This window comes from Geothrix sp. SG200, from assembly GCF_022808935.1.
Lineage (GTDB): Bacteria > Acidobacteriota > Holophagae > Holophagales > Holophagaceae > Geothrix > Geothrix alkalitolerans.
The window spans coordinates 232,157-256,181 of sequence record NZ_JAKZFR010000001.1 but is presented as its reverse complement, the minus strand read 5'-3'; the positions used below and the strand labels follow the sequence as shown (position 1 = coordinate 256,181).

The following is a 24,025-nucleotide window of genomic DNA, read 5'->3' as shown; positions in this document are numbered from 1 at the left end:
GCCTTCCAACACCGTTGTCCCGGCCCCGCTGGGACGGAACCGACCCCTGACCCGGGGCCGGACCCCGCCTCCACCCGGGACAGAACCCCGCTGCGACGGTAGACTGGAGGGCTGGGAGGGCGACATGAGCCTGGTTAGGACCAATCTGGCGATCCTGGGGCTCCAGTGGGGGGATGAGGGCAAGGGCAAGGTCGTGGACCTCCTCAGCCCCAAGTTCCAGCAGGTCGTGCGTTTCCAGGGCGGCAACAACGCCGGCCACACGGTGGTGGTCGACGGCCAGAGCATCGCACTGCATCAGGTGCCCAGCGGCGCCCTCCACCCCGGCTGCTTCCTGGTGGTGGGCAACGGCGTCGTCCTCAACCTCGACGTCTTCCAGCAGGAACTGGACCGTCTCAAGGCCCGGGGCTTCGACCTGGGCGGCCGGCTGATGCTGTCCGACCGGGCCCACCTCATCCTGCCCCACCACATCGCCCTGGATCTCTGGCGCGAGGGCGGCGCCAACAAGATCGGCACCACGGGCCGCGGCATCGGTCCCGCCTACGAGATGAAGGCCGGCCGCATGGGCGTGCGCCTGGGCGACCTGCTGCACCCGGAGACGCTGGCCGACCGCATCCGCCCCGGCTACGAGGAGGTCCGCCTGCGCCTGGGCGCCGAGGCGGCCAGCCTGCCCGCCCTGGAGGCCGTCGTCGACGGCCTGCTCCGCACCGCCGAGCCCCTCCTGCCCTACATCGGCGACACCCAGAGCCACCTGGTGACCGCCTGGGAGCGCGGCGACCGCATCCTCTTCGAAGGCGCCCAGGCCACCCTCCTCGACATCGACCACGGCACCTACCCCTTCGTCACCTCCAGCAACTGCAGCCTGGGCGGCCTCTTCACCGGCACCGGCCTGCCTCCCAAGGCCCTGGACAAGATCCTGGGCATCGCCAAGGCCTACACCACCCGGGTGGGATCGGGCCCCTTCCCCGCCGAGATGCACGACGCCACCGGCGAGCGCCTGCGCCAGGTGGGCAAGGAATTCGGCACCACCACCGGCCGGCCCCGCCGCTGCGGCTGGTTCGACGCTCCCATCACCGCCCACGCCTGCCGCACCAATGGCGTGGATGGCCTGGCCATCATGAAGCTGGACGTACTGGACGGCCTGGACGAGGTGGGCCTCATCGTGGGCTACCGCACCGGCGAAGGCACCGTCACCACCAAGCTCCCCAGCTGCGCCGCCGACTGGAAGGACCTGAAGCCCGAGGTGAAGCTGTTCAAGGGCTGGGCCAGCACCCGCGGCATCACCCGGCACGGCCAGCTCCCGGACGCCGCCCACGCCTACCTCGAGGCCCTGGTCGAGAGCGTCGAGGTGCCCATCGCCTACCTCAGCACCGGCCCCGATCGCCAGGAGGGCTGCATCTATCCCGGGACCTTCCTGGAACCGCTCCTGGCTTGACCATGAGCGGTATCGCAGGCACACTGGTCGTCCTGCCCATTCAGGCACCGCACGCTCGCGTGCACCGCGCGCTCGAGGGCTCGCGGGCCTGAAGCCACCGGCAAGGGCCCTTAGCTCAGCGGTAGAGCAGCGGCCTTTTAAGCCGTTGGCCGCGGGTTCAAATCCCGCAGGGCCCACCAAGTTCCACCCCATGGGGCTATCGTCTAGGGGTCAGGACACCGCCCTTTCACGGCGGTAACACGGGTTCGAATCCCGTTAGCCCTACCAGCCAACCCACTGAGAAATCAGTGGGTTTTCTTTTCTGGATTCCGGCCATCCTCCTCAAATTTCTTCCCACGGGAAAATGTCGGGGAAAAAGATGCCCCCGAGAGTCCGTGAACAGACCTTCAGGCACTCCCCGGAGGATGGGCTTGCCTTCAGGGTGCTGGCCTTTTACGTTGGAGGCGGAGTTTGGATGCGCCACCAGCACGCGACAACCTGGATGAGCCTGGAGACGGTTGGAGTCTCCAGGGCCGAAGCCTAGGCTCCGGCCCTCACCCCACTCAGATGCGCCCCCATGAGGGGCTTGAGCGGTCATTCATCCAGGGAATCCACCATGACGCATGCTTCTGTAGGCCCGGGCCTGCCATCGTTCAACATCCTCGCTCCCTACGGCTGGTCCCCGGCCCGCAGCGAGGCATTTCAGATCTCTGCTCCTCTCGGTTGCGAACCAGGACGCATCGTGGCCGCATCACGCGGACTCGTCCTCGCGCGAACCGCCAAGGGCGAATGCTGGAGCGCACCTACAGGCCGCTTCCGCGAACGCCTGCAAAGGGATGGAATAAGCCTGTGCGCAGGAGACTGGATCATGCTTCAGCCGAATCCAGGTCCCTCGAAAGCCTCGATCATTGACCTGCTCCCACGCAGCGCTTCGCTCATGCGACAGGGGACCGGCCCCGGCATCCGCCAGCAGTGCCTTGCGGCCAACCTCGAAGTGGTCTGGCTGGTCATGGGGCTGGACCGCAACTTCAATCCGGCGCGCATGGAACGGTTGCTCGCCCTGGCCTGGGGCAGCGGCGCCCAACCTGTGGTCGTGCTCACCAAGCGCGACCTGAACGCACAATGGGAGGCCTTCGCAACCCGTATTGAAGGGATTGCTCCCGGCGTGCCGGTGCTGGCGATCTCAGCGCACAGCGGCGAAGGCCTGGAGGAGCTCCAGGGCTTTCTTCCCGAAGGGCACACCGCTGTCATGGTCGGGTCCTCGGGTGCCGGAAAGTCCACCCTCCTCAACGCCCTGATGGGCAGCGATGTGCGGCGCACGAAAGAGATCCGCGTCTCGGATGGCCGAGGGCGCCACACCACGTCCCTGCGCGAACTCTTCCTGCTGCCCCGTGGCGGATGCCTCATCGACACGCCGGGCATTCGCGAAGTGGGCCTTGGCGCCGAGGGAGCCGACCTGGATTCCGCCTTCTCCGATATCGCAGGCCTTGCCGGTGATTGTCGCTTCCGCGATTGCAGCCACAGCGCTGAGCCAGGGTGCGCGGTGCAGGTGGCCCTCGCGGAGGGCTCCCTCGACCCGGACCGCCACGGCCACTACCTGCGCCTGCGCAGGGAGGTGGCCTTCGAGGCGGCTCGCAGCGACGAACATCTCTGGCGTGAGCGCGAGGAGAAGTGGCGCCGCATCAGCAGACTCCAGAAGCAGTTCAAGGAAAGGTGAGCAGATGCCTTCCTGTCCTGTGGCCGCAGGCGGATCCACCGAGGTTCGTCTCCCCAGCCGAGCCTTTGGATTCCCGAACCTGATCCCGGAAGCCCGTGACGAGGTCCCGGCGGTGACCTTCTCCGCTCGCAGAAACGGGACCGTTCACCAGTCCCCAGGGGGATGACGCACGGGGTGTCGCCCCTGTCGACCCCCCCGACGCCTCGCGTCAGGCCTTCGGGGGCCTGACGTGGCTGAGGGCGTATTTCGCCGCTCTGAGCAGTTGGCCCGTCAGGCTCTTCTCCCGTCCCTTGAACCTGGCTTCAATCTGGTCCACCTCACGCCCGATCTCGACGTCGATGGACGCCGATTTGCGCATGGAGAGGATCTGGGAGGGGTAGACGCTCCGGTGGCCGGTCATGAGGAAGCTGATGACGCAGGCGACCGCGGCATAGGGAGCCACCGCGGGTCCGAACAGTTCCACCGTGAGGATGCTGGCCGCGATGGGCGTATTGGCCGCCCCGGCCAGGAGGCTGGTGGTGCCGATGGCCGCGAACGTCGGCACGTTCTGGTGAAGCAGGGTCGCGAACAGGGTTCCGGAGGTGGCCCCAACGAAGAAGATCGGCGTCACGATCCCTCCGCTCCCTCCGAAGTTGAGGGTCAGGCTGGTGAACACGGGCTTGAGCAGGAACGCATACCAGGGACTCGAATTCCCTCGTAGGCAGGACTCGATCGTCCCCAGACCTAGCCCCAGGTAATCCCTCGAGAACAGCAGCGCCAGGGCCAGCATGGCGGCGCCTCCCAACAGCCCCTTGAGCGGCATCCAGATCCGCAGCCTGCGTGCCACCCACTCCCCGGCTTTCAGGATCTCGATCAGCAGCATGGAGCAGAGCCCGAAGAAGATGCCCGCCAGCATGACTTTGAGGAAGAACGCCTCGCTGAACACGGGCGTGAAATCGAGGTTGTGGTGGAAGTACTCCACCCTGAGCGCCTTGGCCACCTGGAAACTCGTGATCCCGGCGATGAACGAGGGAAGCAGGACGTCGTACAGGATCGTGCCGACGAACAGCACCTCCACCCCGAAGATCGACCCGGCGATGGGAGCACCGAACACCGAGGCGAACCCCGCGCTGATGCCGCAGATCACCAGCTTCTTCCGGTCCTGGTCGCCGAACTTCAGCAGGTCGGCGAACAGAGAGGACAGACCGCCTCCGATCTGGGCGCAGGGCCCCTCTTTGCCGGCCGAGCCCCCGAGCGCCAGGGTGAGCACGGTGACCACGATCTTCACCGGGACCACGGCGGCCTTGATCCTTCCGGCCCGCCGATGGATGGCCTCGATCACCTTCTCCGTCCCGTGGCCTTCGGCCTCAGGCGCGCACCAATTGACGAGCAGCGAGCTGATGGCGAGGGCCAGGGGCAGCAGGTAGATCGTTCCCGACCACCGGTGGGCGAGGGAGGTGCTCCAGGCCAGGCTCCGCAGGAAACCCGCGGTGGCGAGCCCCACGATCAGCCCCACGCAGGTGGCCAGCACCACCCACTTGATGATGCTGATGAAGAGCACGCTCTCTTCGGCCAGCCGGTGCTTCATCTCATGATCCGAGAGAAGGGGAGATCGAAGGTGGAGGGTGTGTTGCGCATCCGCGTTTCAGCCTGGGGTGGCGGCAGGTCAAGCATGGGTTGACAACTTTGATTTGCAATGCAAATTATTTGCATGGCAAATCAAAAAGTGGTTCCACCGCCGGGAGGTTCGGACGGGCCAAACCACCTGGAGGCGGCTTGGCCAGGTTGCGGGACCTGCGGGTGGCTTGAACACGGCCAGTCCTCCATGGGTGCGCGGGTGGCCACCCATGCTTCCCTGAACCGAAGAGGGCACGAGACATGGTCAAGGCAACCCAGCCAGAGGTGAATCGCACCCATTCGCCCGGGAAAACCCGATTGATCGGCCAGGCGATGCAGAGCTTGCGCAGGATCGTGAGGGCCCTGGAGGACTACTCCCGCGCCGTGGAGCGGACATTCGGCCTGACGGGCCCGCAGGTGTGGGCCCTGTGGGGGCTCGGGGAATACGGACCGATGTCCCTCAAGGATCTGGCCGCGCGCATGCAGCTGGAACCCAGCACGGTGGTGGGCGTCATCGATCGACTGGCGCTCAAGGGACTGGTCCAGCGCGGTCCAGACCCTCGAGATGGCCGCAGGATCTCCTTGACCCTCACTGAAAAAGGGCAGGTAATCCTGGCAAAAGCCCCCCATCCTGCCCAGGGGCACCTTCTCAAAGGCCTGGAATCCATGCAAACCGGTCAAATCGTGAGTTTGGTCGAATCCTTGCACATTTTGGAGCAGGTCCTGGACGCCCACGAGCTTCGGGCGCCCTTCTTCTTCGCGGAGGATTGACCCGCCTGCCGCAGCCCGACGGGGGCCCGGCCGGATTCGAGAAACCATCCAGATTGGGTGCGACGCACGGCGTGTCGCAGGACCCTGGGGGGGTCGGGCCGCCTCCCTGAAGTGACGGATGTCCAAAGGAGGGGGTGATGATGCGGCCCGCAGAGCGAACACCCCTGGGAATTCGCGTGCATGGCCTCTCCAACTCGGCGGGCCAGGAACGTCAAGTCAGGATGAGAGCCGGGTCCAAGCTCGGCAAGTTTACCCTGCAGAGGGGAAGCGCCTTCAGGCAGGCAGGCGAGAGGAAACCATGAGCCCATCCGAAGTGCTCCCCACCCTCGACCACGGACTCATCGGCAACGGCAACCTGCTGGCCCTGGTCTCTCCCACCAGCGCGATCGAGTGGCTCTGCCTGCCGCGGTTTGACTCTCCATCGGTCTTCGCCCGGCTGCTGGACAGACGCAAGGGCGGCGTCTTCCGCTTCCTGGTGAACGGCGAGGAAGTGCGAGGAGAGCTTCAGTACCTCACGAACACCAACGTGCTGATCAACCGGTTCCAGCACGATGGCGTGTCCTGGGAACTCATCGATTTCGCCCCGCGCCTCCCCTACGGTTGGGCCGTGGACGCCCCGCTGCGCCTGGTGCGGATCCTCCGACCCCTGCATGGCCTGGTGCGCCTCCGGGTCGATTTCGATCCCAGACTCGACTACGCCCGGGGGGAGACCGAACTCCTGGCCATGCCCGACGGCATCGAGGTTCGCGGACCAGGCGGCCCCCTCTTCCTCCAGAGCAACCTTCCCATCAGCTACGTGGCCAACCGCCGTGATTTCGTCCTGGACGGGCCCGTGTTCTTCGACCTGTCCTACGGCTGTCGGACCCGCGTGTCGATGTCCCAAGTGGGCCATGAGCTCGAACTGACCGAGCAGGGGTGGCACGTGTGGGCCAAGTCGTGCGCCCTTCCCTTGTTCAACCCGGAGCTCGTGCTCCGATCCGCGCTCTGCCTGAAACTTCATGCCTGCGAAGACACGGGCGCGATCATCGCCGCGACCACCACCAGCATCCCCGAAGCCTTGAACACCTCCCGGACCTGGGACTACCGCTACTGCTGGCTGCGGGACGCCGCCTTCGTGGTGGAGGCCCTCCGCCGCTTGAGCCACCTCCGCGAGGGGGAGCGCTTCCTGCGCTTCCTTCGCGACGTCGCGGAAGCCGGGCCCCTCCAGCCCCTCTACGCCCTGGACGGGAATCCATCTGCTCCCGAGGAGATCCTGGATCACCTGGAAGGCTTCGGGGGCTGCGGGCCGGTGCGCATCGGAAACGGCGCCACGGAGCAGCGCCAGCACGACCTCATGGGAGAGCTGGTGCTCTGCCTCGAGACCCTGCTGCGGGACCCGAGGCTCGTTCATGACGAGGAGGACTTGAGGTTCTTCCCGCTGGTCCAGCGGCTGGTCGAGGAAGCCATCCTCCGCGCCCCCGAGCCGGACACGTCCATCTGGGAGTTCCGGTCCTTGATGCGGAACCACACGTTCTCGCGCACGATGTGCTGGGTCGCCGTCCACCGCGGGGCCGCCATCGCCAGGCGGTTCGGAGAGTTGGATTTCGCCAGGCGCTGGGAGCGCGTGGCGGACCGGGAACATATCACCATCCTGGAGCGGGGATTCAACGCGAAGCGCGGGTTCTTCACCCAGTCCCTCGACGGGGAGTTCCCCGATGCCTCGATCCTGCTGCTCCCGACCCTGGGATTGGTCGATCCCAAGGACCCCCGCTTCCTTTCCACCCTGGAGGCCTACAGCGAGGAACTGACCGAGGGAGGATTGATGCTCCGCTACCGGAATGACGACGACTTCGGGCGGACGACCTCCGCCTTCACCATCTGCTCCTTCTGGTGGGCCGAGGCCCTGGCGCTGGCTGGACGGCTGGAGGAGGCGATCCAGGTCTTCGACCGCGTGTGCCGTCACGCGAACCCGCTGGGCCTCTTTTCGGAGGACATCGATCCCGCCACGGGCCGCCTGCTGGGGAATTTCCCCCAGGCCTACACGCACGTAGGGCTCATCCATTCCGCCATCACCATCGGTGAGCACCTGGAAGCGCTGGAAGGCAAGGTGCGCGCCTGGTCTTGAGCTGGAGACCCCGGAGGCGGATTCGGTCCCCGGCGTGATCCACTCCGCGAGGCGACGCGTTTGTCGCCAGGGTCCGGCCCACAGTCCCGAGTGCCTTCCGGGATATGGCGGCCTTCCTGCGTCCAGCTCGAAGGAACCGCCCTGAGCCACGCAGATTCCGCCACCCTTCCGGATGAACCACAAGAGACACGTCCCATGACCATGGGCGATCGATAGAAGCGGCTCCCCGGCAGCAGGCCTATAATCGGGCCATCCCCCGGCATGACCGCATCAGTGGAGGTACTCGATGGAGCCCACGGTCTCGTTCGTCCTCAACGGCAAGCCCGTGAGCGTCGCGAGCCCTCGCGACCGCATGCTGGTGTGGGTCCTGCGTGATGAGCTGGGCCTCACGGGCACCAAGGTGGGCTGCGAGGCAGGGCTCTGCGGGGCCTGCACCGTGATCGTCGACTCTGAAGCGGTGCCCTCCTGCTCCACGACGTTGGGAGACGTGGCCGGAAAGGCCGTGCTCACCATCGAGGGCCTGGCCCTGGACGGGAAGCTAAACCCAGTCCAGGAAGCCTTCCGGGAACACCACGCCTTCCAGTGCGGCTACTGCACCTCCGGGATGATCATGGCGGCCTGGGCCTTCCTGAAGAAGAAGCCGAAAGCCACCCGGAGCGAGATCGTGGAGGCCATGGAAGGGAACCTCTGCCGCTGCGGGGCCCATGTGAGGATCCTGGACGCGGTCGAATCGGCAGGACAGGCCATGGGAGGTGCGCGATGAGGCGCCGGGACTTCCTTCAGGGTGTCGCCGCGGGGGCCGTGACCTTCCTCTTCACCATCCCAGCGGGCTCGGCGCCCATCGTGCCGACCCGGCCGGGCGCCTACCCCGAGGACTTCAATGCCTTCCTGAAGATCTCGGCCGACGGCCGCGTAGGCTGCTTCGTGGGCAAGGTGGAGCTGGGCCAGGGCGCCATGACCGTGCTGGCGATGCTCGTGGCCGAGGAATTGGAGCTGGATCCCGCCAAGGTGGACATGGTCCTGGGCGATACGGACCTCTGCCCCTGGGACCTGCCCACCGGCGGTTCCCTCACCATGTGGCATACGGCCCCGGTCCTGCGCGGCGCGGCCGCGGAGGCGCGTGCCGTGCTCCTGGGCATGGCCTCGAATTCCCTCAACGCCCCGGTCGCAGACCTGGCCCTGAAGGATGGGGCCATCTGGGTGAAGACGGCCCCCGCCCGCCGCACCACCTTCGGAGAGCTGGTGAAGGGACGCAAGCTGGAGCGGCACCTGGGCAAGGTCAAGCCCAAGCCCCTCTCCGACTGCACCCTGATCGGGCGCCGCGTGCCCCGCAAGGATGCCCTCGCCAAGGTCACCGGCGCCGCCAAGTACGCCGGCGACCTGCGCCTTCCCGGGACGCTCCACGCCTGCATCCTCCGGCCCCCGGCCCAGGGCCAGACCCTGGTCGCTGCGGACACCTCGGCCGCGGAGCGGGTGCCTGGGGTTCGCATCGTGCGGGACGGCAGCCTCCTGGCCGTGCTCCACCCCCAGCCCGACACCGCCCGCAAGGCCCTGGCCCTCGTGAAGGGCACCTTCGAAGGGCCGGAGCCCGATGTGGACGATGCCCGCATTTACCAGTACCTCGTGGACAAGGCCGCACCAGGTCAGCGCGTGATGATCTCTCGCGGCGACGTGGCGGCGGGCGAGAAGCGGGCCGCCACCGTGGTGGAGGGGGAGTACCGCAACGCGTACGAGAGCCACGCCACGCTGGAGCCCCACGCCTCCGTGGCCAAGTGGGAGGGGGGCCGGATGACCGTCTGGTCCTCCACCCAGTCGCCCTTCGTCTTCCGCGATTCCGTGGCCGAGGCCCTCAAGCTGCCCCCGGACAAGGTCCACATCATCGCCCAGTTCGTGGGGGGCGGCTTCGGCGGCAAGCTCGTGGGCCTGGACGCGGTCGAAGCTGCCCGCATCGCCCGGCAGGTGCCCGGCGTGCCCATCCAGGTGGCCTGGAACCGGGAGGAGGACTTCTTCCTGGACGGCTACCGGCCGGCCGCCGTGGTGAAGATCCGCTCCGGCCTGGATGCCGGGCGCGGCGCCATCACCTTCTGGGACAGCACCGTGGCGGGCGTCTCCCAGGGCGAGGCTGAACTCGCCTACGACATGCAGTCGAACCGGTATCAGGCCCCGGCCGTCCCCAACCTCCACCCCCTCAAGGTCGGCGCCTGGCGTGCCCCCAACGCCCACACCAACGCCTTCGCGCGGGAGAGCCAGCTGGATGCGCTGGCGGCCAAGGCTGGCCTGGATCCCGTGACCCTTCGCCGCCGCCTCATCACCGATGGCCGGCTGCTGAGTCTCCTGGATCTGGCCGTGGAGACCTTCGGGTGGGAGCCCGCGCCCGGCCCCACAGGCCGGGGCATCGGACTGGCCTGCGGCGCCTGGCGCCAGGGGCTCGTGGTCGCCATCGCCCAGGTCTCCGTGGACAAGGCCACCGGCAAGGTCAAGACGGAGCGCGTCCTCGAGGCCGTGGATGTGGGCCTCGTGGTGAACCCCGACGGGGCGCGCCAGCAGGTGGAGGGCGCCATCACCCAGTGCATCGGACAGGCCCTCAGCGAGGAGATCCGCTTCAAGGGCGGCCGCATCCTCGACAAGAACTTCGACACCTACCTGCTGCCCCGGTTTTCCGCCATCCCCCGCATCCAGGTCGTGTTCCCGGAAACCTCCACCGCAGTCACGCAGGGCATCGGCGAGCCCCCCGTCGTGCCCGTGGCCGCCGCCTTGGCCAACGCCGTGTTTGACGCCACGGGTGCCCGGGTCACCCACGTGCCCTTCACCCCAGAGCGGGTCCTCGAGGCCCTGAAGCACGCGCCAGCCAGGTGACGGGGTGTAAGTGCCAACCAGGTTGATCGTCCAGGCTGGTTCGGGAAGCTGAATGTCGGCGGCTTGAACGGACAGTGGCTGTCCATCGTGACGTGCCATACATGGATGCCCCTGTCCCAGGCCGGCGCGGGGCCTGCCGCTCCGAGGGCACGCAGCCTCATCTCTTCCCGCTTCCGCTACGCTGGACTCTTCCTGACCATGCTGAGCCTGACCTACGCCAACCGCACGGAGCGCCTCCTCGAGGCGCTGACGGAAGCTCTGCGCCGGGAACGGCAGGCCTTCGGGATGTGGGAGCCCATCCAGCTGGTGGTGCCCAATCCGAATGTGAAGCGCTACCTGCTGGACGGCCTGGGGAAGTCCCTGGGCATCCTGGCCCATTTCAAGGTGGACTACCTGGATGGCCTGTGGCGGGGGCCGCTGGGCCAGATGGATCCGCCGGTGCGGCTGTGGAACCGCCACGCGCTCCAGGGCGCGATCCTGTCCGTGCTGTCGCAGCCGGGTGCCCTGGAGGCCGTGGACCTGCAGCCGCTGAAGCGCTACCTCGAGGGCGACGGGGCCGACCTGAAGCTTTTGCAGCTGGCGGAGAAGGCCGCCGGCCTCCTGGAGGACTACAGCCTCACCCGCCCGGAGTGGGCGGTGGCCTGGACCGCTGGGCGGTCCGTCTCCGGTGCGCCGACCGACCTGGAAGCCTGGCAGCGGGGCCTGTGGAACCGGATCCTCGCCGGGGCCGAGGCGGGCCCCGAGCGCTGGACCACCCTCGCCGGCCTCCTGCGGGAGGGACGCTTCGACCGGATCCCCCTGCCGCCCCGGATCCATGTCTTCGGGTTGAGCTATGCGGCCGAGGTCTACCACCGGGCTTTCGAGGCGGCCGCCAGGCGGGTGGACGTCCACCTGTACGCCCTGAACCCCTGCCAGGAATTCTGGGACGACCTCCCCACCGAGGCCGAGCAGCGCCGCCGGAGCCAGCGGCGGGCCCTCCTGCCTGAGGCACTGGACGAGGCCGATCCCTATGCCCTCGAGTCCGAAGCCGATCCCCTGCTCCTGCGCCGCTGGGGGCGTCCGGGGCGGGAAAACGTCCGCCTGCTCAACGAGATCTCGGACTGCGACTTCCAGAGCGCCTTCCCGGAGCCGGACCGCTCCACCCTGCTGCGCCGGGTGCAGGACGCGCTCCAGCACCGTGCGGCCTGCGAGCCTGGTGAGCCGGACGGCTCCGTGCGCATCCTGGCCTGCCCCAGCCCGGCGCGGGAGGCCGAGGTGGTGGCCTCCGAGATCTGGCGGCTGATGGAGGCGGCTCCCGCCGGGCGGCCGCTGCGGTTCTCGGACATCGCCGTCGTGGTGCCGCCGGAGGGGAGCCTGCGCACCGCCTACATCGATCACCTGCGCACGGCCTTCGACACCACGGGCCGCATCCCCCTGGTGGTGGTGGACGCCCCCTCGCCGGCGCTGGCAACCCTGCTGGACGGGGCCGAGCTGCTCCTGGATCTCCCCCTGGGCCGAGGCAGCCGCCGGGACCTGCTGCGGGCCCTGACCCATCCGGCCGTGACGGCGCATTTCCCCGACCTGGACACGGAGGTCTGGGCCCGGTGGACCGAGGCTGCGGGCATCGTCCGGGGCCTGGGACCCGAGGATCTGGCGGACGAGGCCCTGGTCGAGCCGGGCTTCTTCCACTGGGAGCAGGGGCTCGAGCGGCTGGCCCTCTCCGCCTTCCTGCCCCCCGAGCTCACCTGGTCAGACGCCGGTTTCGAGCGCCCCTCCGCCCACGCCGGGGACGCCGCCGCCACGGCGGCCTTCGTGGATCAGGCTTCCGCCCTCATCCAGCGGGTGCGCGGCCTTCGGACCTTCCACGGCACGCCCGCCGCCTGGGGGGAGCGGCTCTCGGACCACTTGCTGGCCCACCTCGGCGGCGAGGATGCCGCCGATGCCGGAGGCCGCGCCAAGCTGGCCCAGGCCCTCCTCCGCCTCTCGACCCTCGTGCCGCCGGGATTGGAGCCGCCCATCCTGAACTACCGGCAGGCCCGCGAGCTGGCCGGCCAGGCCCTCGCCGGCATCCGGGGCGAAGCCGGCGGGCGCCCCCTCCAGGGCGTGGTGGTCGGCAGCTATGCGCCCATGCGGGCCCTGCCTTTCCGGGCCGTCATCCTCATGGGGCTTGGGGAGGGCCAGTTCCCGTCGCCCGAGGAGCGGCAGCCCCTCGACCTGCGCCATGCCAGGCGCAAGGCCGGGGATGTCGGCGCGGCCGAGCGGGACCGGTACCTCTTTCTGGAAATGGTGCTGGGGGCCCGGGAGAGCCTGCGCCTGACCTACCCCACCGAGGATCCCGTCAGCAAGGAGGCGCGGCTCCCCTCGAGCCTCGTCCAGGACCTCGTCCAGTCCCTCGCGCCCCTCACCCTGCCGGATCTCCAGGAGCAGCACCCCCGCTACCGGTTCGACGAGGCCTACTTCCCCGCGGAAGGATCCACCGGCCTCCGCTCGCTGGCCCCCTCTGCGCACCGCGAAGCTCAGGCCCAAACCGCCGGCCGGCTGGTGGCCGCCTCCATCCCGGGGACGGAGGACCGGCCCTGGTCCTCGCTGCCCCTGCCCGAGCCCATCCGCAAGGACCTCGACGTCCTGGTGGATCCCTGTCCCGCCCCCTCCGGCCGGAGCCTCCCCGAGACCCTGACCCTGCGCCTGGCCCATCTGAGGGCCTGGCTGGAGTGCCCCGTCCAGGGCACCGCCAAGGTCCGGCTGCAGCTGCGGGACGAGGAGGAGGACGTGGCGGAGCTGGAGGAGGAGGCCCTCGGCACCTCGGCCCTGCACCGGGCCCTGCTCCGCAAGGAGGCCCTCCTCCGCGTCGCCCGCCAGGACCAGGATCCGGACGCGGCCTACCACGAGGCCCGGCGGGCCCTCCAGCGCGCCGGACGGGCCGCGCCGGGGATCTTCGGGCAGGCCGAAATCCAGGAGGATCTGGAGCTTCTCGGGCACCAGGTGAAGGCCCTGCGAGGGGAAAAGATCCGGCTGGTGCGGTTCGGTCCTTCCATGAGCGTGGAGGAGGCGGCCGATGAGGTCCGGCCGGCCCTGGAGCTCGCCGTTCCCGTGCATGGGGAGGCCCTGAAGGTCCGGCTGGTGGGCTCCCTGCAGCCCCAGGCGGGGCAAGCCAGCCTCTTCCTCCTGAAGCAGGCCGGGGCCAAGCGGAATCACAACCTGACGGACGCCTTCAAGGGCAAGCTGCTTCGGGCCTACCTGGACCAGCACCTGCTGGCCGCGGCTTCGGAGTCGGAGATCACCCACAGGGCCCTCGGCATCGCCGGGCGATCCGCCGACGGAAAGGCGTCCGGGGCGTACCGAAGCGAGGTGCCCTTCTCGCCCCTGGATCCAGCGGCGGCCCGGACGCGGCTCACATCCTGGATCACCGAACTCCTGGAAACCCGGGAGCCCGGCCTGCTGCCCATCGAGGCCCTGCTGGAAGACCCGCAGCGGAATGCGGCGGAGCTTCAGCAGTGGGTTCTCGACCAGGCGGCGAACGACCGGAGCTTCGCCGCCTTCAAGGCCGGCCCCCTCCGCCGCGCCGAGCGCTTCGACCTCGATCCCGATCCCGCAGTGACTGCTGAGCGGCGGCTGGGCGACTTCCTCCGCCAGGCGGCGACCGGCACCACGGAGGAGGTCGAATGAGCCCCCTCCGCTACCCCAAGCCCGCCGCCTTCCCGGACCTGGAGCCCAAGCACTGGGTGCTGGAGGCCAGCGCCGGCACCGGGAAGACCTTCACCCTGGAGCACCTGGTCGTGGACCTGGTGCTGACCGCCGGGCTGCCCCTCGAGCAGATCGTCATCGTCACCTTCACCGAAGCCGCGGCCCTGGAGCTGCGGCGGCGCATCCGCCAGAAGCTCCAGGAGCTGCGCGACCTTCAGGAGGACCGCTTCGAGCCCGGCCGCGCCCACTGGGAGCTGGACGACGCGGCCCGCGCGAAGCTGGACGCCGCCCTCCAGGCCTTCGACCGCACGGTGATCTCCACCATCCACGCCTTCTGCCAGAAGGTGCTCCAGGATGCCGCCTTCGAGACGGGCCGCCTGTTCCGCCAGACGCGGATGGCCGAAGGCGAGCTCTTCGCGGAGGTCTTCAAGAACCACCTGCGCACCGCCTTCTGCGCCACGGAGGCCGACCAGGCGTTCCTGATGGAGGCCCTGGAGCAGACCGGATCCCCGGAGGACCTGGAAAAGCTCCTCAGGGACGGCTGGACCACGCGGGCAGCCCTGTGTCCCGACGAAAACCAACTGGCCCAGGCCAGGGCGGCGGTCGGGGTCTTCCCGATGGCGGATCTCAGAGACACCGAGGCGCTCCGAGCGGCCTACGGGAAATCCGCCAAGACGGCTCTCGAACGGCTGGCCCTCCTGGACCGCCTGCTGGGCTCGCTTCAGGCGGGGGAGACGCTGGCAGCCTGGGAGGCTCTCACCGGCAGCGACCTCTTCGAGGCGCCTTCGGACAAGAAGAAGTGGCTGCAGGCCGTGTGGGATGACGCCCTCCCTGCCGGTCCCGCCACGCGCATCCGGGACGGCCTCCAGGCGCTGAAGGCGGTTCTTCCCACGCTGGAGGCCGTGATCGTCCACCGGCTCCTGCCGCCGCTCAAAGAGGCCATGAAGACCCGGAAGGACTCCGAGGGACTCTTCGACTTCAACGACATGATCGACCAGGTGGCCGAGGGCGTGACGCATCCCGATCTGGCGGCCCGCCTCCAGGCGCGCTACAGGGCCGCCCTCATCGACGAGTTCCAGGACACGGACGGCCGCCAGTGGGAGATCTTCCGGCGGCTGTTCCACGGCCCGGACCACCGCCTCGTCCTCGTGGGCGATCCCAAGCAGGCCATCTACGACTTCCGCGGCGGGGACCTGCCCACCTACTTCGAGGCGCGGAAGACCCTCTTGGAATCCGGCGGGGCGCGGCTCGCCCTCCAGCAGAACTTCCGATCTTCCGAAGCGCTGATCGGGGCCGTGAACACCGTCCTGGCCCCCGAGGGCGGGTTCTTCTCGGCGCCGAACGAATACCCGGAACCGGTCACGGCCGGCCGGAAGCCCCGCCTGGCGGGGCCGGAGGGCGACCTGCCGCCCCTGCGGCTGCTGGAGGTCCCGGTGGCAAGCCCTGTAGGCCGGATGCGCGCGCAGATCGCCGCGGGCATCGCTTCCGTGTTCCGGGAGCTGATCGACCGCGGGACCACCCTCCATTCCGGAACGTCCGAACCGTCCCGCCTCCTCCACCCGGGGGACCTGATGGTGCTGACCCACACGGGCGCGGAATCCCAGCTCATGGCCCAGGCCCTGCGGGAGGCTGGCCTGCCTTCGGCGTTCTTCAAGGCCGACGGGCTCTTCCAGACGCGGGAGGCCTTCGAGCTGAAGGATCTGCTCGGCGCGATCCTGCGCCCGGATGATCCGGACGCCCGGGGCCGGGCGCTGCTCACCCGGTTCTTCGGCTTCGGGATCGCGGAGGCCGAGGCCTGCCTCGACCTGCCCGCGGGCCATCCCGTCCTGGCGCGGCTGGAACGCTGGCGGGAGCTGGCGCACCAGCGGCGCTACCCCCGCCTGTTCAACGCCATCCTCGAGGAAAGCGGCATCGTCCCGCGCCTCCTGATCACGGAGCGGGGCGACCGCTCCCTCACCAACCTGCACCACCTCGTCGAGCAGCTGCTGACGGAGGCCACCGCGTCCCACCTCGATCCCGAGGACCTGCTCCTGCGGCTGGGGCGCTGGATCCGCGAGGAGGACCTACCCACCCTCGACGCCGAGCCCGGCATCCAGCGGGCGGAAGGACAGGCAATGGCTGTGCGCCTCCTGACCATCCACAAGGCGAAGGGCCTGGAAGCGCCGGTGGTGGCCCTGTTCGGAGGCTACAGCGAAAACCAGCTCGCGAAGGCGGGGAGCGTGCATCGCTTCCACGACGCCGCGAACACCCGCTGCGCCTTCCTCGGGCCGCGGAGGGCCATGCCGGAGGTGATCCAGGAACTGGCCAAGGCCGATGCTGAACGGGAGGACGAGCGCCTGCTGTACGTGGCCATCACCCGGCCCAAGGTGCACCTGGTGCTGCCTGTGTTCACCCTGGGGCCCGAGCCACCCAGCTCGCAGGGCTCCTTCGACGCCGATGCCCATCCCAAGGGCCGCCACGGCCGCCTCAACCGGCGCGTCCGGGCCCTGAAGGAGGCCGAGCCCGACACCTGGGGCGCCTGGACGACACCCCTTCCGGTCCCGGTGCGCGCCCTCCCCGAGGGGCCAGCGCCCGCCCTGCCAGCGCTGCTCCGGCTCCCTCCCGCTCCGCCCTCGCCCGATTTCCCGGGCCTCGCCCGGCGGGGCCGACCGCTGCAGCTCCACTCCTTCACCTCCCTGGCCCGGGCCTTCGGGGAAACCCAGCGCGCCGCTAGCCAGGAGGAGGAAGCGCGGGCCGACGAAGTGCAGATGCCGCGACCGCAGCGGCCGGCCGGCGGCCTCCCTGGCGGCACTGCCACGGGCACGGCGCTGCATGAGCTGCTCGAGCGCATCCCCACCGGGAGGACCCGCGCCTTGGCTCCCGACGCCTGGCGGGAGGCCTTCCTGCCGCTGGCCACGGAATGCCTGCGGGGCCAGGGCCTGAGCCCTGCCCTGGCCGGCGAGGCCCTCCGCCTGGCCTGGGCCGCCTTGACCACCGAGACCCACCTGCCCGAAGGACCTGCGATACGGCTGGACGACGTGACGAAGCGACTCCCCGAGGTCCCCTTCCAGATGCCCTTCCCGGACCACCCCGACGGCCTCGAAGGCTCGCTGGACCTCCTGTTCGAGTGGGAAGGCCGGATCTACGTCCTTGACTGGAAGACCAACACCCTCGAGGGCGGCGACTACGGCGCGGAATCGCTGGACCGCACCATGGCCGCCCACTATGACCTGCAGGTGCGCATCTACACCCTCGCCGCCCTGGCCTTCGCGGGGATCGAGGATGAGGCCGCGTTCAAGGCAGGCTTCGGCGGGGCGGTGTACGTGTTCCTGCGCGGTCTCCCGACCGGGGGGATCTGGACGCGCCGGCCCGGCTGGGAGGAGGTCCAGACCTGGCGGCGGGAGCTTGGGGCCATGCACATTGAGGAGCTGGCCCTGAGCCGCATGGAGCGGGGGATGCATGGCTGAGCGCGCCGCACGCACCGCCCGCCCCCTGGGCGATCCGAAGGCCTGGCGGGAGACCCTCGTCCGCATGGGCCATGGGCCGGAACTCCTGACCCTGGCCGAGACCTTCGCGGGCATTCCCCCGGGGCTGGAACGCCAGGACCGGGACGCCCTCACCCTGGTGGCCCTGCTGGTGCTGCTCTCCACCCAGGACGGCCACACCCGCCTGCCGCTCGCCGGCACCGGCGGCGAGGAGGCCCAGGCGCGGCTGGCCCTCTTCACCGGCTCCGAGGTGCCCCTGACCGACCTTCTCGATCGCCCGGCCCTCTCGGTGGCCTTCGGAGCCCCCGGAGAACCCGCCCGGCCCTTCGTGCGCACCGGGGAATGGCTCGCCTCCGCCCGGCTGCATGCGGCGGAAACGCGGCTGTCCGAGACCACCCGATCGCGGACGGCCGCAGGCTCCGCTGGGGAAGCGGACCACCCAGACCTGGGGGACCTGCCCGAGGCGCCCATCATCCTCTCCGGGGAACAGCGCCAGGCCGTGAGTCGGGCCATCCGCGCGCCGTTCACGCTGCTCACCGGCGGGCCGGGCACGGGAAAGACCTCCATCGTGGTGACCATCCTCCGGGCGGCGATGCGCCTCGGCTTCGATCCATCCGAGATCGCCCTGGCCGCGCCCACGGGCAAGGCGGCCCAGCGCATGGGCGAAAGCCTCCGCGGGACCCTGGGCAGGATCGCGTCCCCCAGCGACGAGGACCGGCGGCTTCTGGAGAACCTGCCCGAGCCCCAGACCCTGCATCGCCTCCTGGCCTTCCTGCCCTTCCGCCAGACCTTCCGGCATCACCGGAACAATCCCTTGCCCCAGCGCCTGGTGATCGTGGACGAGAGCTCCATGGTGGGACTGGACCTGATGGACGGCCTGGCCGGCGCCCTCGACCCGCAGGCCCGGCTGGTCCTGCTCGGGGACGCGGAGCAGCTTCCGTCCGTCGAGGCCGGCGCGGTCTTCCGCGACCTGGTGGAGGCCCTGCCCGAAGCCACCCTCCGCCTGACCCACAGCTACCGGATGGATGCCGCCAATCCCGACGGCCGCTCCGTGCTGCTGGCGGCCCAGGCCCTTCGCGCCGGCGAGGCCGCCGCCCTGGATGCGGAGGGCGCGCTCGCCACGCGGCCCTCCGCCGCCGACCTCCAGGGCCGGGGCGCCGAGCACGCCGACGTGGACGATGCCGCCTTGAGGGCCTTCCTGCGGGAGTACCTCGAACAGGAGATCCTCGACCAACCTGGATTCCGGGAGGCCTCCGACCGGATCTACCACCACGACGGAGGCGCCTGGGCCGCGGGAGATGAAGCGGCCCTGGAGGCCCTCTTCCGGGCCCATGAGCACGCCAAGATCCTCTGCCCCCTGCGCGAGACGCCCGGCCTTCGGAGCGTGGCCGGCCTGAACCAGCGGCTCCATCACCTGACCGGGCGCGAAGCCGCCGGCGCGCTCGATCGCGACCTGGCCGTCTACGCCGGCGAGCCCGTGATGGTCACCCTCAATGACTACCGCCGCGGCCTCTTCAACGGCGACCAGGGCGTCGTGCTCAAGGCCCGCCAGGAGGACGGCGTCCACCAGGCCGTGGCCTTCCGGACCTCCACCGGCTTCAGGCTCCTGCCCTACCGCCCCCTCCAGCCCCAGCTCGAGCTGGCCTGGGCGCTGACGGTCCACAAAGCCCAGGGCTCCGAGTTCGACCGCGTGGTCCTGGTCCTCCCACCCGCCGACAGCCCCCTGCTGACCCGCGAGATCCTCTATACGGCCCTCACGCGTGCGCGCACCGCGGCCACCATCCTTGGGACCCGAGCAGCCCTCGACGCGGGGCTGGAACAGACCAGCCGCCGGTTCACGGGACTTGGCGCCGCCCTCAGGGCCGAACCTTCGCTGTAAGTGCCGATCGCGGGTGCGTGGCCGCTTGAGCCTCAGGGCCAGCGGTAGACCATGGCGTTGATGCTCATGCCCGCGCCCACCGAGGCGAACACGACGATGTTCCCGCTCGCCAGGGTGTGGCCCTCCAGCTGGCCTCTCACGATCAGGTCAAGGAGGGTGGGCACGGTGGCCACCGAACTGTTGCCCAGCCAGGAGACGGTCATGGGCATGATGCCCGCGGGCATTTCGGCCCTGCCGTAGAGCCGGAAGAGCCGCTTGAGGATGGCCTCGTCCATCTTCCCGTTGGCCTGGTGGATCAGCACCTTGTCCACGTGCTCCAGGGAGAGCCCCGCCCGCTCGAGGCTCAGGCGCACCAGGCCCGGCACGGTGGCGATGGCGTACTCGTAGAGCTTCCGCCCCTGCATCTTGATGTAGAGCTGGCGATCGCCGCCTTCGAGATTGAAGGAGGGGCCCATCTTCAGCAGCCCGGCATGGTCGAGAGCGTCGGACCGGGTGGCGTGCGAGAGGATGCCCACGGTCCCGTCATGGGCCTGGGCCTCCAGCACCACGGCCCCGGCGCCGTCGGCATAGATCAGGCTGTCCCGGTCGACGGGATCGGACACGCGGGAGAGGGTCTCGGCGCCGATCACCAGGGCCCGCTTCGCGTCCCCCGAGCGCAGGAAGTAGTCCGCCTGGATCACGGCCTGGACCCAGCCGGGGCATCCGAAGGGCAGGTCGTAGGCCACGCAGAAGGGGTTGGCGATGCCCAGCCTCGCCTTGACCCGCGCGGCCAAGGTCGGGACCAGGTCGGGCTGCCGGCTGCCCGCGGTCACGTCGCCGAAGTTGTGGGCCACGATGATGTAGTCCAGGGTCTCCGGGTCGATGGCGGCCGAAGCCAGGGCCTTCTGCGCGGCCTCCAGGGCCAGGTCCGAGGCGACCTGATCCTCTGAGACGTAGCGCCGTTCGGCGATCTCGGTGATCTCCCGGAACTTCCCCACCATCCGCGCCGTCTCGCCGGCGGGATAGGGCCGCCCTTCGCCTTCGTAAAAGGCCTGGCCGAGGAACGCCTCGTTCGGAACCTTCCGGGAAGGGATGCAGCTGCCCGTGCCGGTGATGACGCTTCGTACCTGGACCACCCGTTCTCCTTGCGGCAGACGAGCCGGAAATGCCGAATACAACCAGTCTACTTCCCATGACTTCCACATTTCCCCGAAATTCCCGGTCCGGCCCCGGAGAGGAAGTCGGTCAGTGGGGCGACTCGGTTTCGGCCGGGGTGGGCTTCCCCGCTTCCACGTGCCGGCAGGCCATGCAGCGGTGGACGAACTCGCCGCGACGGGTGCTGGGGAGGATGCGCAGGGGCTGGCCGCACTTGGGGCAGGGCCCGCCGTGGACCTGCGGCGTGGGAGCATCCTGGAGCTCGGCGACGATTCCTGAGACAAAGCCCCGGATGTCGGCCATGAAGGCCTCGCGGGGTTCCTCGCCGCGGCGCATGCGCTCCAGGCGGGCCTCCCAACTCCCGGTCAGCTCGGCGCTGCGCAGGGCTTCGCTCGGCAGCCCCTCGATGAGGCGGATGCCTTTCTCGGTGGGGAGCAGGACGTTGCGCTTGCGCTCGATGTAGGCGCGCTTGATGAGGGTCTCGATCATGTTGGCGCGGGTGGCGGGCGTTCCCAGGCCGCAGTCGCGCATGGCGCCCCGCAGGGCCTCGTCGTCCAGCTCCCGGCCCGCGCCCTGCATGGCCGCCAGCAGGTCGCCTTCGCTCATGCGCTTGGGGGGCGTGGTCTTCCCTTCCTTGGGGTGGAGGGAGGCCACGTCCACGGCCTCGCCCTTCTTTACCGCGGGCAGGCCGCCTTCGGCCTCCTCGTCGGCCTCCTCCTCGGCTTCGGCCGGATCGGCGGCCTTCTCCGCCTTCTTCCTGCGGTGGGGCGGATCCACGGCGGACCAGCCCTCCTCCTTCACCACGGTACCGCTGGTCTTGAAGGTCTCGCCCTCCACCTCGGTGATGATCGTGGTCTTGGCCTCCACGCGGTCCGGGAAGTAGGCCGCGAGGAAGCGCCGGGCGATGAGGTCGTAGATCCGCAGCTCGTCGCCCTCCAGGCCCCGCGCGGGTTTCTCCGTGGGCACGAGGGCCGCGTGGTCCTCCACTTCCTTGTCGTTCACGAAGCGCTTGTCCAGCTTCACGGGCCAGTGCTTCCGGAGCTCGTCCAGGAAGGGCTGCAGCTCCGCGAGCTGGCCCTGGGCCAGGGCCTTGATCCAGTGCGGCGCCTTCTGGGCGTCGGCCTCCGTGAGGTGGCGGCTGCTGGTGCGGGGGTACGAGATGAGCTGCCTCTCGTAGAGGGCCTGCGCCAGGGCCAGGGTGCCCTCGGCCGTGAACCCGAAGCGCTTGTTGGCCTCCTTCTGGAGGGCCGTGAGGTCGTAGAGCAGCTCGGGCTTCTTCTTCTCGGTGCGGCCTGTGGCGCTCTTGATCTTCCCCGGCTTGCCCGCCAGCCGCGCAGCGAGGGCCCGGGCCTCTTCCTCGGTGGCGAAACGCTCCTGGGTCTGGCCCTCCTGATCCTTGAACCAGCGGCCCTCGTAGGCTCCGTTGACGTGGGCGAAGCGGGCCCGGAGCGTCCAGAAGGGCTGGGGCTTGAAGGTGCGGATGTCCAGCTCCCGGCGCACGAGCAGCGCCAGCGTGGGCGTCTGCACGCGGCCCACGCTCCACACGCCCTCCTCCAGCCCGGCCCGGCGCATGCGCAGGGTCTGGGCCCGGGTGGCGTTGATGCCCACCAGCCAATCCGCCTCCTGGCGGCTGCGGGCGGCGTCGCGCAGGCCCGCGTAGGCCTCGCCGGGCTTCATGGCGCCGTAGGCCTCGCGGACGGCCTCGGGCGTGAGGCTGGAGGTCCAGAAGCGCAGCACGGGCTTGGCGCAGCCCGCCAGCCGGTACACCAGGTCGAAGATCAGCTCGCCCTCGCGCCCGGCGTCCGTGGCGTTCACGACCTCCGTGATGTCCTCGCGGTTCAGCAGCCGCGCCACCACGTCGAACTGGTCCCGGGTCTGCGCGATGGGGGCGTAGCGGAAGGCCTCCGGGAAGATGGGCAACCGGTCCCAGCGCCAGGGCTTCCAGGCCGGGTCGTAGCCCTCGGGGTTCAGGGCCTCCACGAGATGCCCCACGCACCAAGTCACCACCAGGCCGTTCCCCTCGAGGAGGCTTCGGCCCCGCCCGGTCACGCCCAGGGCCTCCGCCAGGGCTCGGCCCATGCTCGGTTTCTCGGCGATGATCAGGCGCAGGGGTGGCTCCCGGGAGCGAGTCCCATTGTAGGGGGACGCAGGGAATGCTCTACAGCCCCAGCGCCTTCGGCAGCCGCGGGCTGGAGATGAGGTCCACGAAGGCGGCCCAGCGGCGGGCGGGGTCGGCCACGGTGCCGCCCTGCTTCTCCACCCAGCTCCGCACCAGGTGCTCACCCAGGTTGTAGTTGATGACATAGCTGCGGTAGGTGTCGATGAAGCGCAGGCGCTGGGCGGCCTGGGCCGGAGTCCGCAGCGAGTAGCGGACCAGGAAGGCCTCGGCCTCGTCGCGCCGGAGGTGGCCGTCCAGGTAGCCGCGGGCGGCCTCGTTGTCGGCGAAGGCCAGGAGCTTCAGCTCCGCCTGCACCCGGGCCCAGCGCTCCGCCTCGGCGAGATCCAGGCCGGCCAGGGGGAAGAGGACATCACGCTCGAAGGCGAGCCGTTCCTCGCCGGGGAAGGCCACCTCCACGCCGAAGTTGGCGGTGCCTTCGGCGATGAGGGACTGGGGAGAGAAGAGCGGATAGGCCGTGAACTCCACCCAGCCCCGGCCCGCCGGGGGCGCCTGGGCGAAGCGCTGCTCCAGGAGCGCGTTGTAGACATGGTGGCCCGGGTAGCCCTCGTGGGCGGCCAGGTCCAGGGCGCGGTCGATGGCGATGGGCAGGTCCAGGTTCACCTGGATCACCGAGCTGCCGCCGCCCTGGTACCAGTTGTAGCCGGACCAAGCCTTGCCCCGCACATACTCCACGCGGAAATGGTCCGAGGCCGGCAGCGTCGCGTGAAGCCGCGTGCGCTCACGGGCCTCGGCGATGGCGGCCTGGAAGACCGCGTCCACCCGGTCCTCCGGAATGAGCACCCGCGCCCGGGCCGCCTGGTAGCGGTCCTGCACGGAGCCGGCGCCCTCGAGCGCCAGGTCCAGCCGCGCCAGGGCCGCCTCGAAGGTGGCTTCCGGCGTGCGGGGCGGGCGGACCTGGTAGAGGGCCTCGGCTTCGTCGTCGAAGCTGAAGCCCTGGCTGTCCAGGCGCGCCAGGTGGGCCGCCACGGCCCCCAGCTGCCCCAGCAGGTAGTCGCGCCGCGGCGCCTCGCCGGGCGGGACCTCGGCCGCGGCCACGCCGTCCAGGATGCGCCCGGCCTCCGCCCTCAGCGCCGGAAGGGGCCGCGGATCCCCGGTCTCCGCCTCGGCCTTCCAGGCCGGGGGCCCGTAGTAGGCATCCACGAAATCGGCGTCATGGCGACCCACCGCCAGCACCAGCCTCACATAGTCCGTCGCCCACCCTGAAAGCGCCATGCCAGCCGAGGCCTCCCGGCCTTCGACTCTACCTGGACC

The 24,025-nt window shown here is 69.8% G+C and carries 13 protein-coding genes and 2 tRNA genes; 11 read left to right on the top strand and 4 right to left on the bottom strand.

The window, feature by feature from the left end:
* Nucleotides 1-124 precede the first annotated feature (124 nt).
* From ML539_RS01155 to rsgA, 4 genes are all read left to right on the top strand, one after another.
* Nucleotides 125-1,432 carry an adenylosuccinate synthase gene (locus ML539_RS01155; RefSeq protein ID WP_243319848.1) on the top strand — a complete coding sequence of 436 codons (1,308 nt, stop codon included), beginning with the start codon at nucleotides 125-127 and terminating at the stop codon, nucleotides 1,430-1,432.
* Between the two features lie 104 nt (nucleotides 1,433-1,536).
* Nucleotides 1,537-1,611 (top strand) — tRNA-Lys (locus ML539_RS01150).
* A 13-nt stretch (nucleotides 1,612-1,624) separates the two neighbouring features.
* Nucleotides 1,625-1,699, top strand: a tRNA-Glu gene (locus ML539_RS01145).
* 454 nt (nucleotides 1,700-2,153) lie between these two features.
* The gene (rsgA, locus tag ML539_RS01140; RefSeq protein ID WP_243319846.1) at nucleotides 2,154-3,128 is read left to right on the top strand and encodes a ribosome small subunit-dependent GTPase A; all 975 of its coding nucleotides are present in this window, start codon (nucleotides 2,154-2,156) and stop codon (nucleotides 3,126-3,128) included.
* Between the two features lie 208 nt (nucleotides 3,129-3,336).
* On the opposite strand, the gene ML539_RS01135 is transcribed toward rsgA, so the two are convergent.
* Nucleotides 3,337-4,695: a chloride channel protein gene (locus ML539_RS01135; RefSeq protein ID WP_243319844.1), complete on the bottom strand. Its 1,359-nt coding sequence runs from the start codon at nucleotides 4,693-4,695 to the stop codon at nucleotides 3,337-3,339.
* 290 nt (nucleotides 4,696-4,985) lie between these two features.
* On the opposite strand from ML539_RS01135, the gene ML539_RS01130 reads away from it, so the two are divergent.
* The 7 genes from ML539_RS01130 (at nucleotide 4,986) to recD (ending at nucleotide 19,461) form a co-directional block, all read left to right on the top strand.
* Complete coding sequence (locus ML539_RS01130; protein WP_243319843.1) at nucleotides 4,986-5,495, top strand: MarR family transcriptional regulator; 510 nt, start codon at nucleotides 4,986-4,988, stop codon at nucleotides 5,493-5,495.
* Nucleotides 5,496-5,793: 298 nt separating this feature from the next.
* Nucleotides 5,794-7,599: a glycoside hydrolase family 15 protein gene (locus ML539_RS01125; protein ID WP_243319841.1), complete on the top strand. Its 1,806-nt coding sequence runs from the start codon at nucleotides 5,794-5,796 to the stop codon at nucleotides 7,597-7,599.
* A 286-nt stretch (nucleotides 7,600-7,885) separates the two neighbouring features.
* A complete protein-coding gene (locus tag ML539_RS01120; protein WP_243319839.1) occupies nucleotides 7,886-8,362 on the top strand; it encodes a (2Fe-2S)-binding protein in 477 nt (158 codons plus the stop codon).
* Entirely contained in the window at nucleotides 8,359-10,455 is a 2,097-nt protein-coding gene (locus tag ML539_RS01115) for a molybdopterin cofactor-binding domain-containing protein (protein WP_243319837.1), read from the top strand. Before ML539_RS01120 ends, ML539_RS01115 begins: the two co-directional genes overlap by 4 nt.
* Before the next feature lie 105 nt (nucleotides 10,456-10,560).
* Nucleotides 10,561-14,100 (top strand): exodeoxyribonuclease V subunit gamma, encoded by a 3,540-nt coding sequence (locus tag ML539_RS01110; RefSeq protein WP_243319834.1) that lies wholly within the window; start codon nucleotides 10,561-10,563, stop codon nucleotides 14,098-14,100.
* Complete coding sequence (locus ML539_RS01105) at nucleotides 14,097-17,564, top strand: UvrD-helicase domain-containing protein (RefSeq protein WP_243319831.1); 3,468 nt, start codon at nucleotides 14,097-14,099, stop codon at nucleotides 17,562-17,564. Before ML539_RS01110 ends, ML539_RS01105 begins: the two co-directional genes overlap by 4 nt.
* A complete protein-coding gene (gene recD / locus ML539_RS01100) occupies nucleotides 17,557-19,461 on the top strand; it encodes an exodeoxyribonuclease V subunit alpha (protein ID WP_243319828.1) in 1,905 nt (634 codons plus the stop codon). Before ML539_RS01105 ends, recD begins: the two co-directional genes overlap by 8 nt.
* Before the next feature lie 32 nt (nucleotides 19,462-19,493).
* Here recD and ML539_RS01095 read toward each other — a convergent pair whose 3' ends face one another.
* The 3 genes from ML539_RS01095 to ML539_RS01085 all read right to left on the bottom strand — a co-directional run bounded on the left by ML539_RS01095 (nucleotide 19,494) and on the right by ML539_RS01085 (nucleotide 23,986).
* Nucleotides 19,494-20,576 (bottom strand): ketoacyl-ACP synthase III, encoded by a 1,083-nt coding sequence (locus ML539_RS01095; RefSeq protein ID WP_243319826.1) that lies wholly within the window; start codon nucleotides 20,574-20,576, stop codon nucleotides 19,494-19,496.
* Between the two features lie 109 nt (nucleotides 20,577-20,685).
* Nucleotides 20,686-22,692, bottom strand: coding sequence for a DNA topoisomerase 3 (locus ML539_RS01090; protein WP_347710733.1), 2,007 nt, complete (start codon nucleotides 22,690-22,692; stop codon nucleotides 20,686-20,688).
* 61 nt (nucleotides 22,693-22,753) lie between these two features.
* Nucleotides 22,754-23,986 carry a hypothetical protein gene (locus ML539_RS01085; protein WP_243319822.1) on the bottom strand — a complete coding sequence of 411 codons (1,233 nt, stop codon included), beginning with the start codon at nucleotides 23,984-23,986 and terminating at the stop codon, nucleotides 22,754-22,756.
* Between the last annotated feature and the right edge of the window lie 39 nt (nucleotides 23,987-24,025).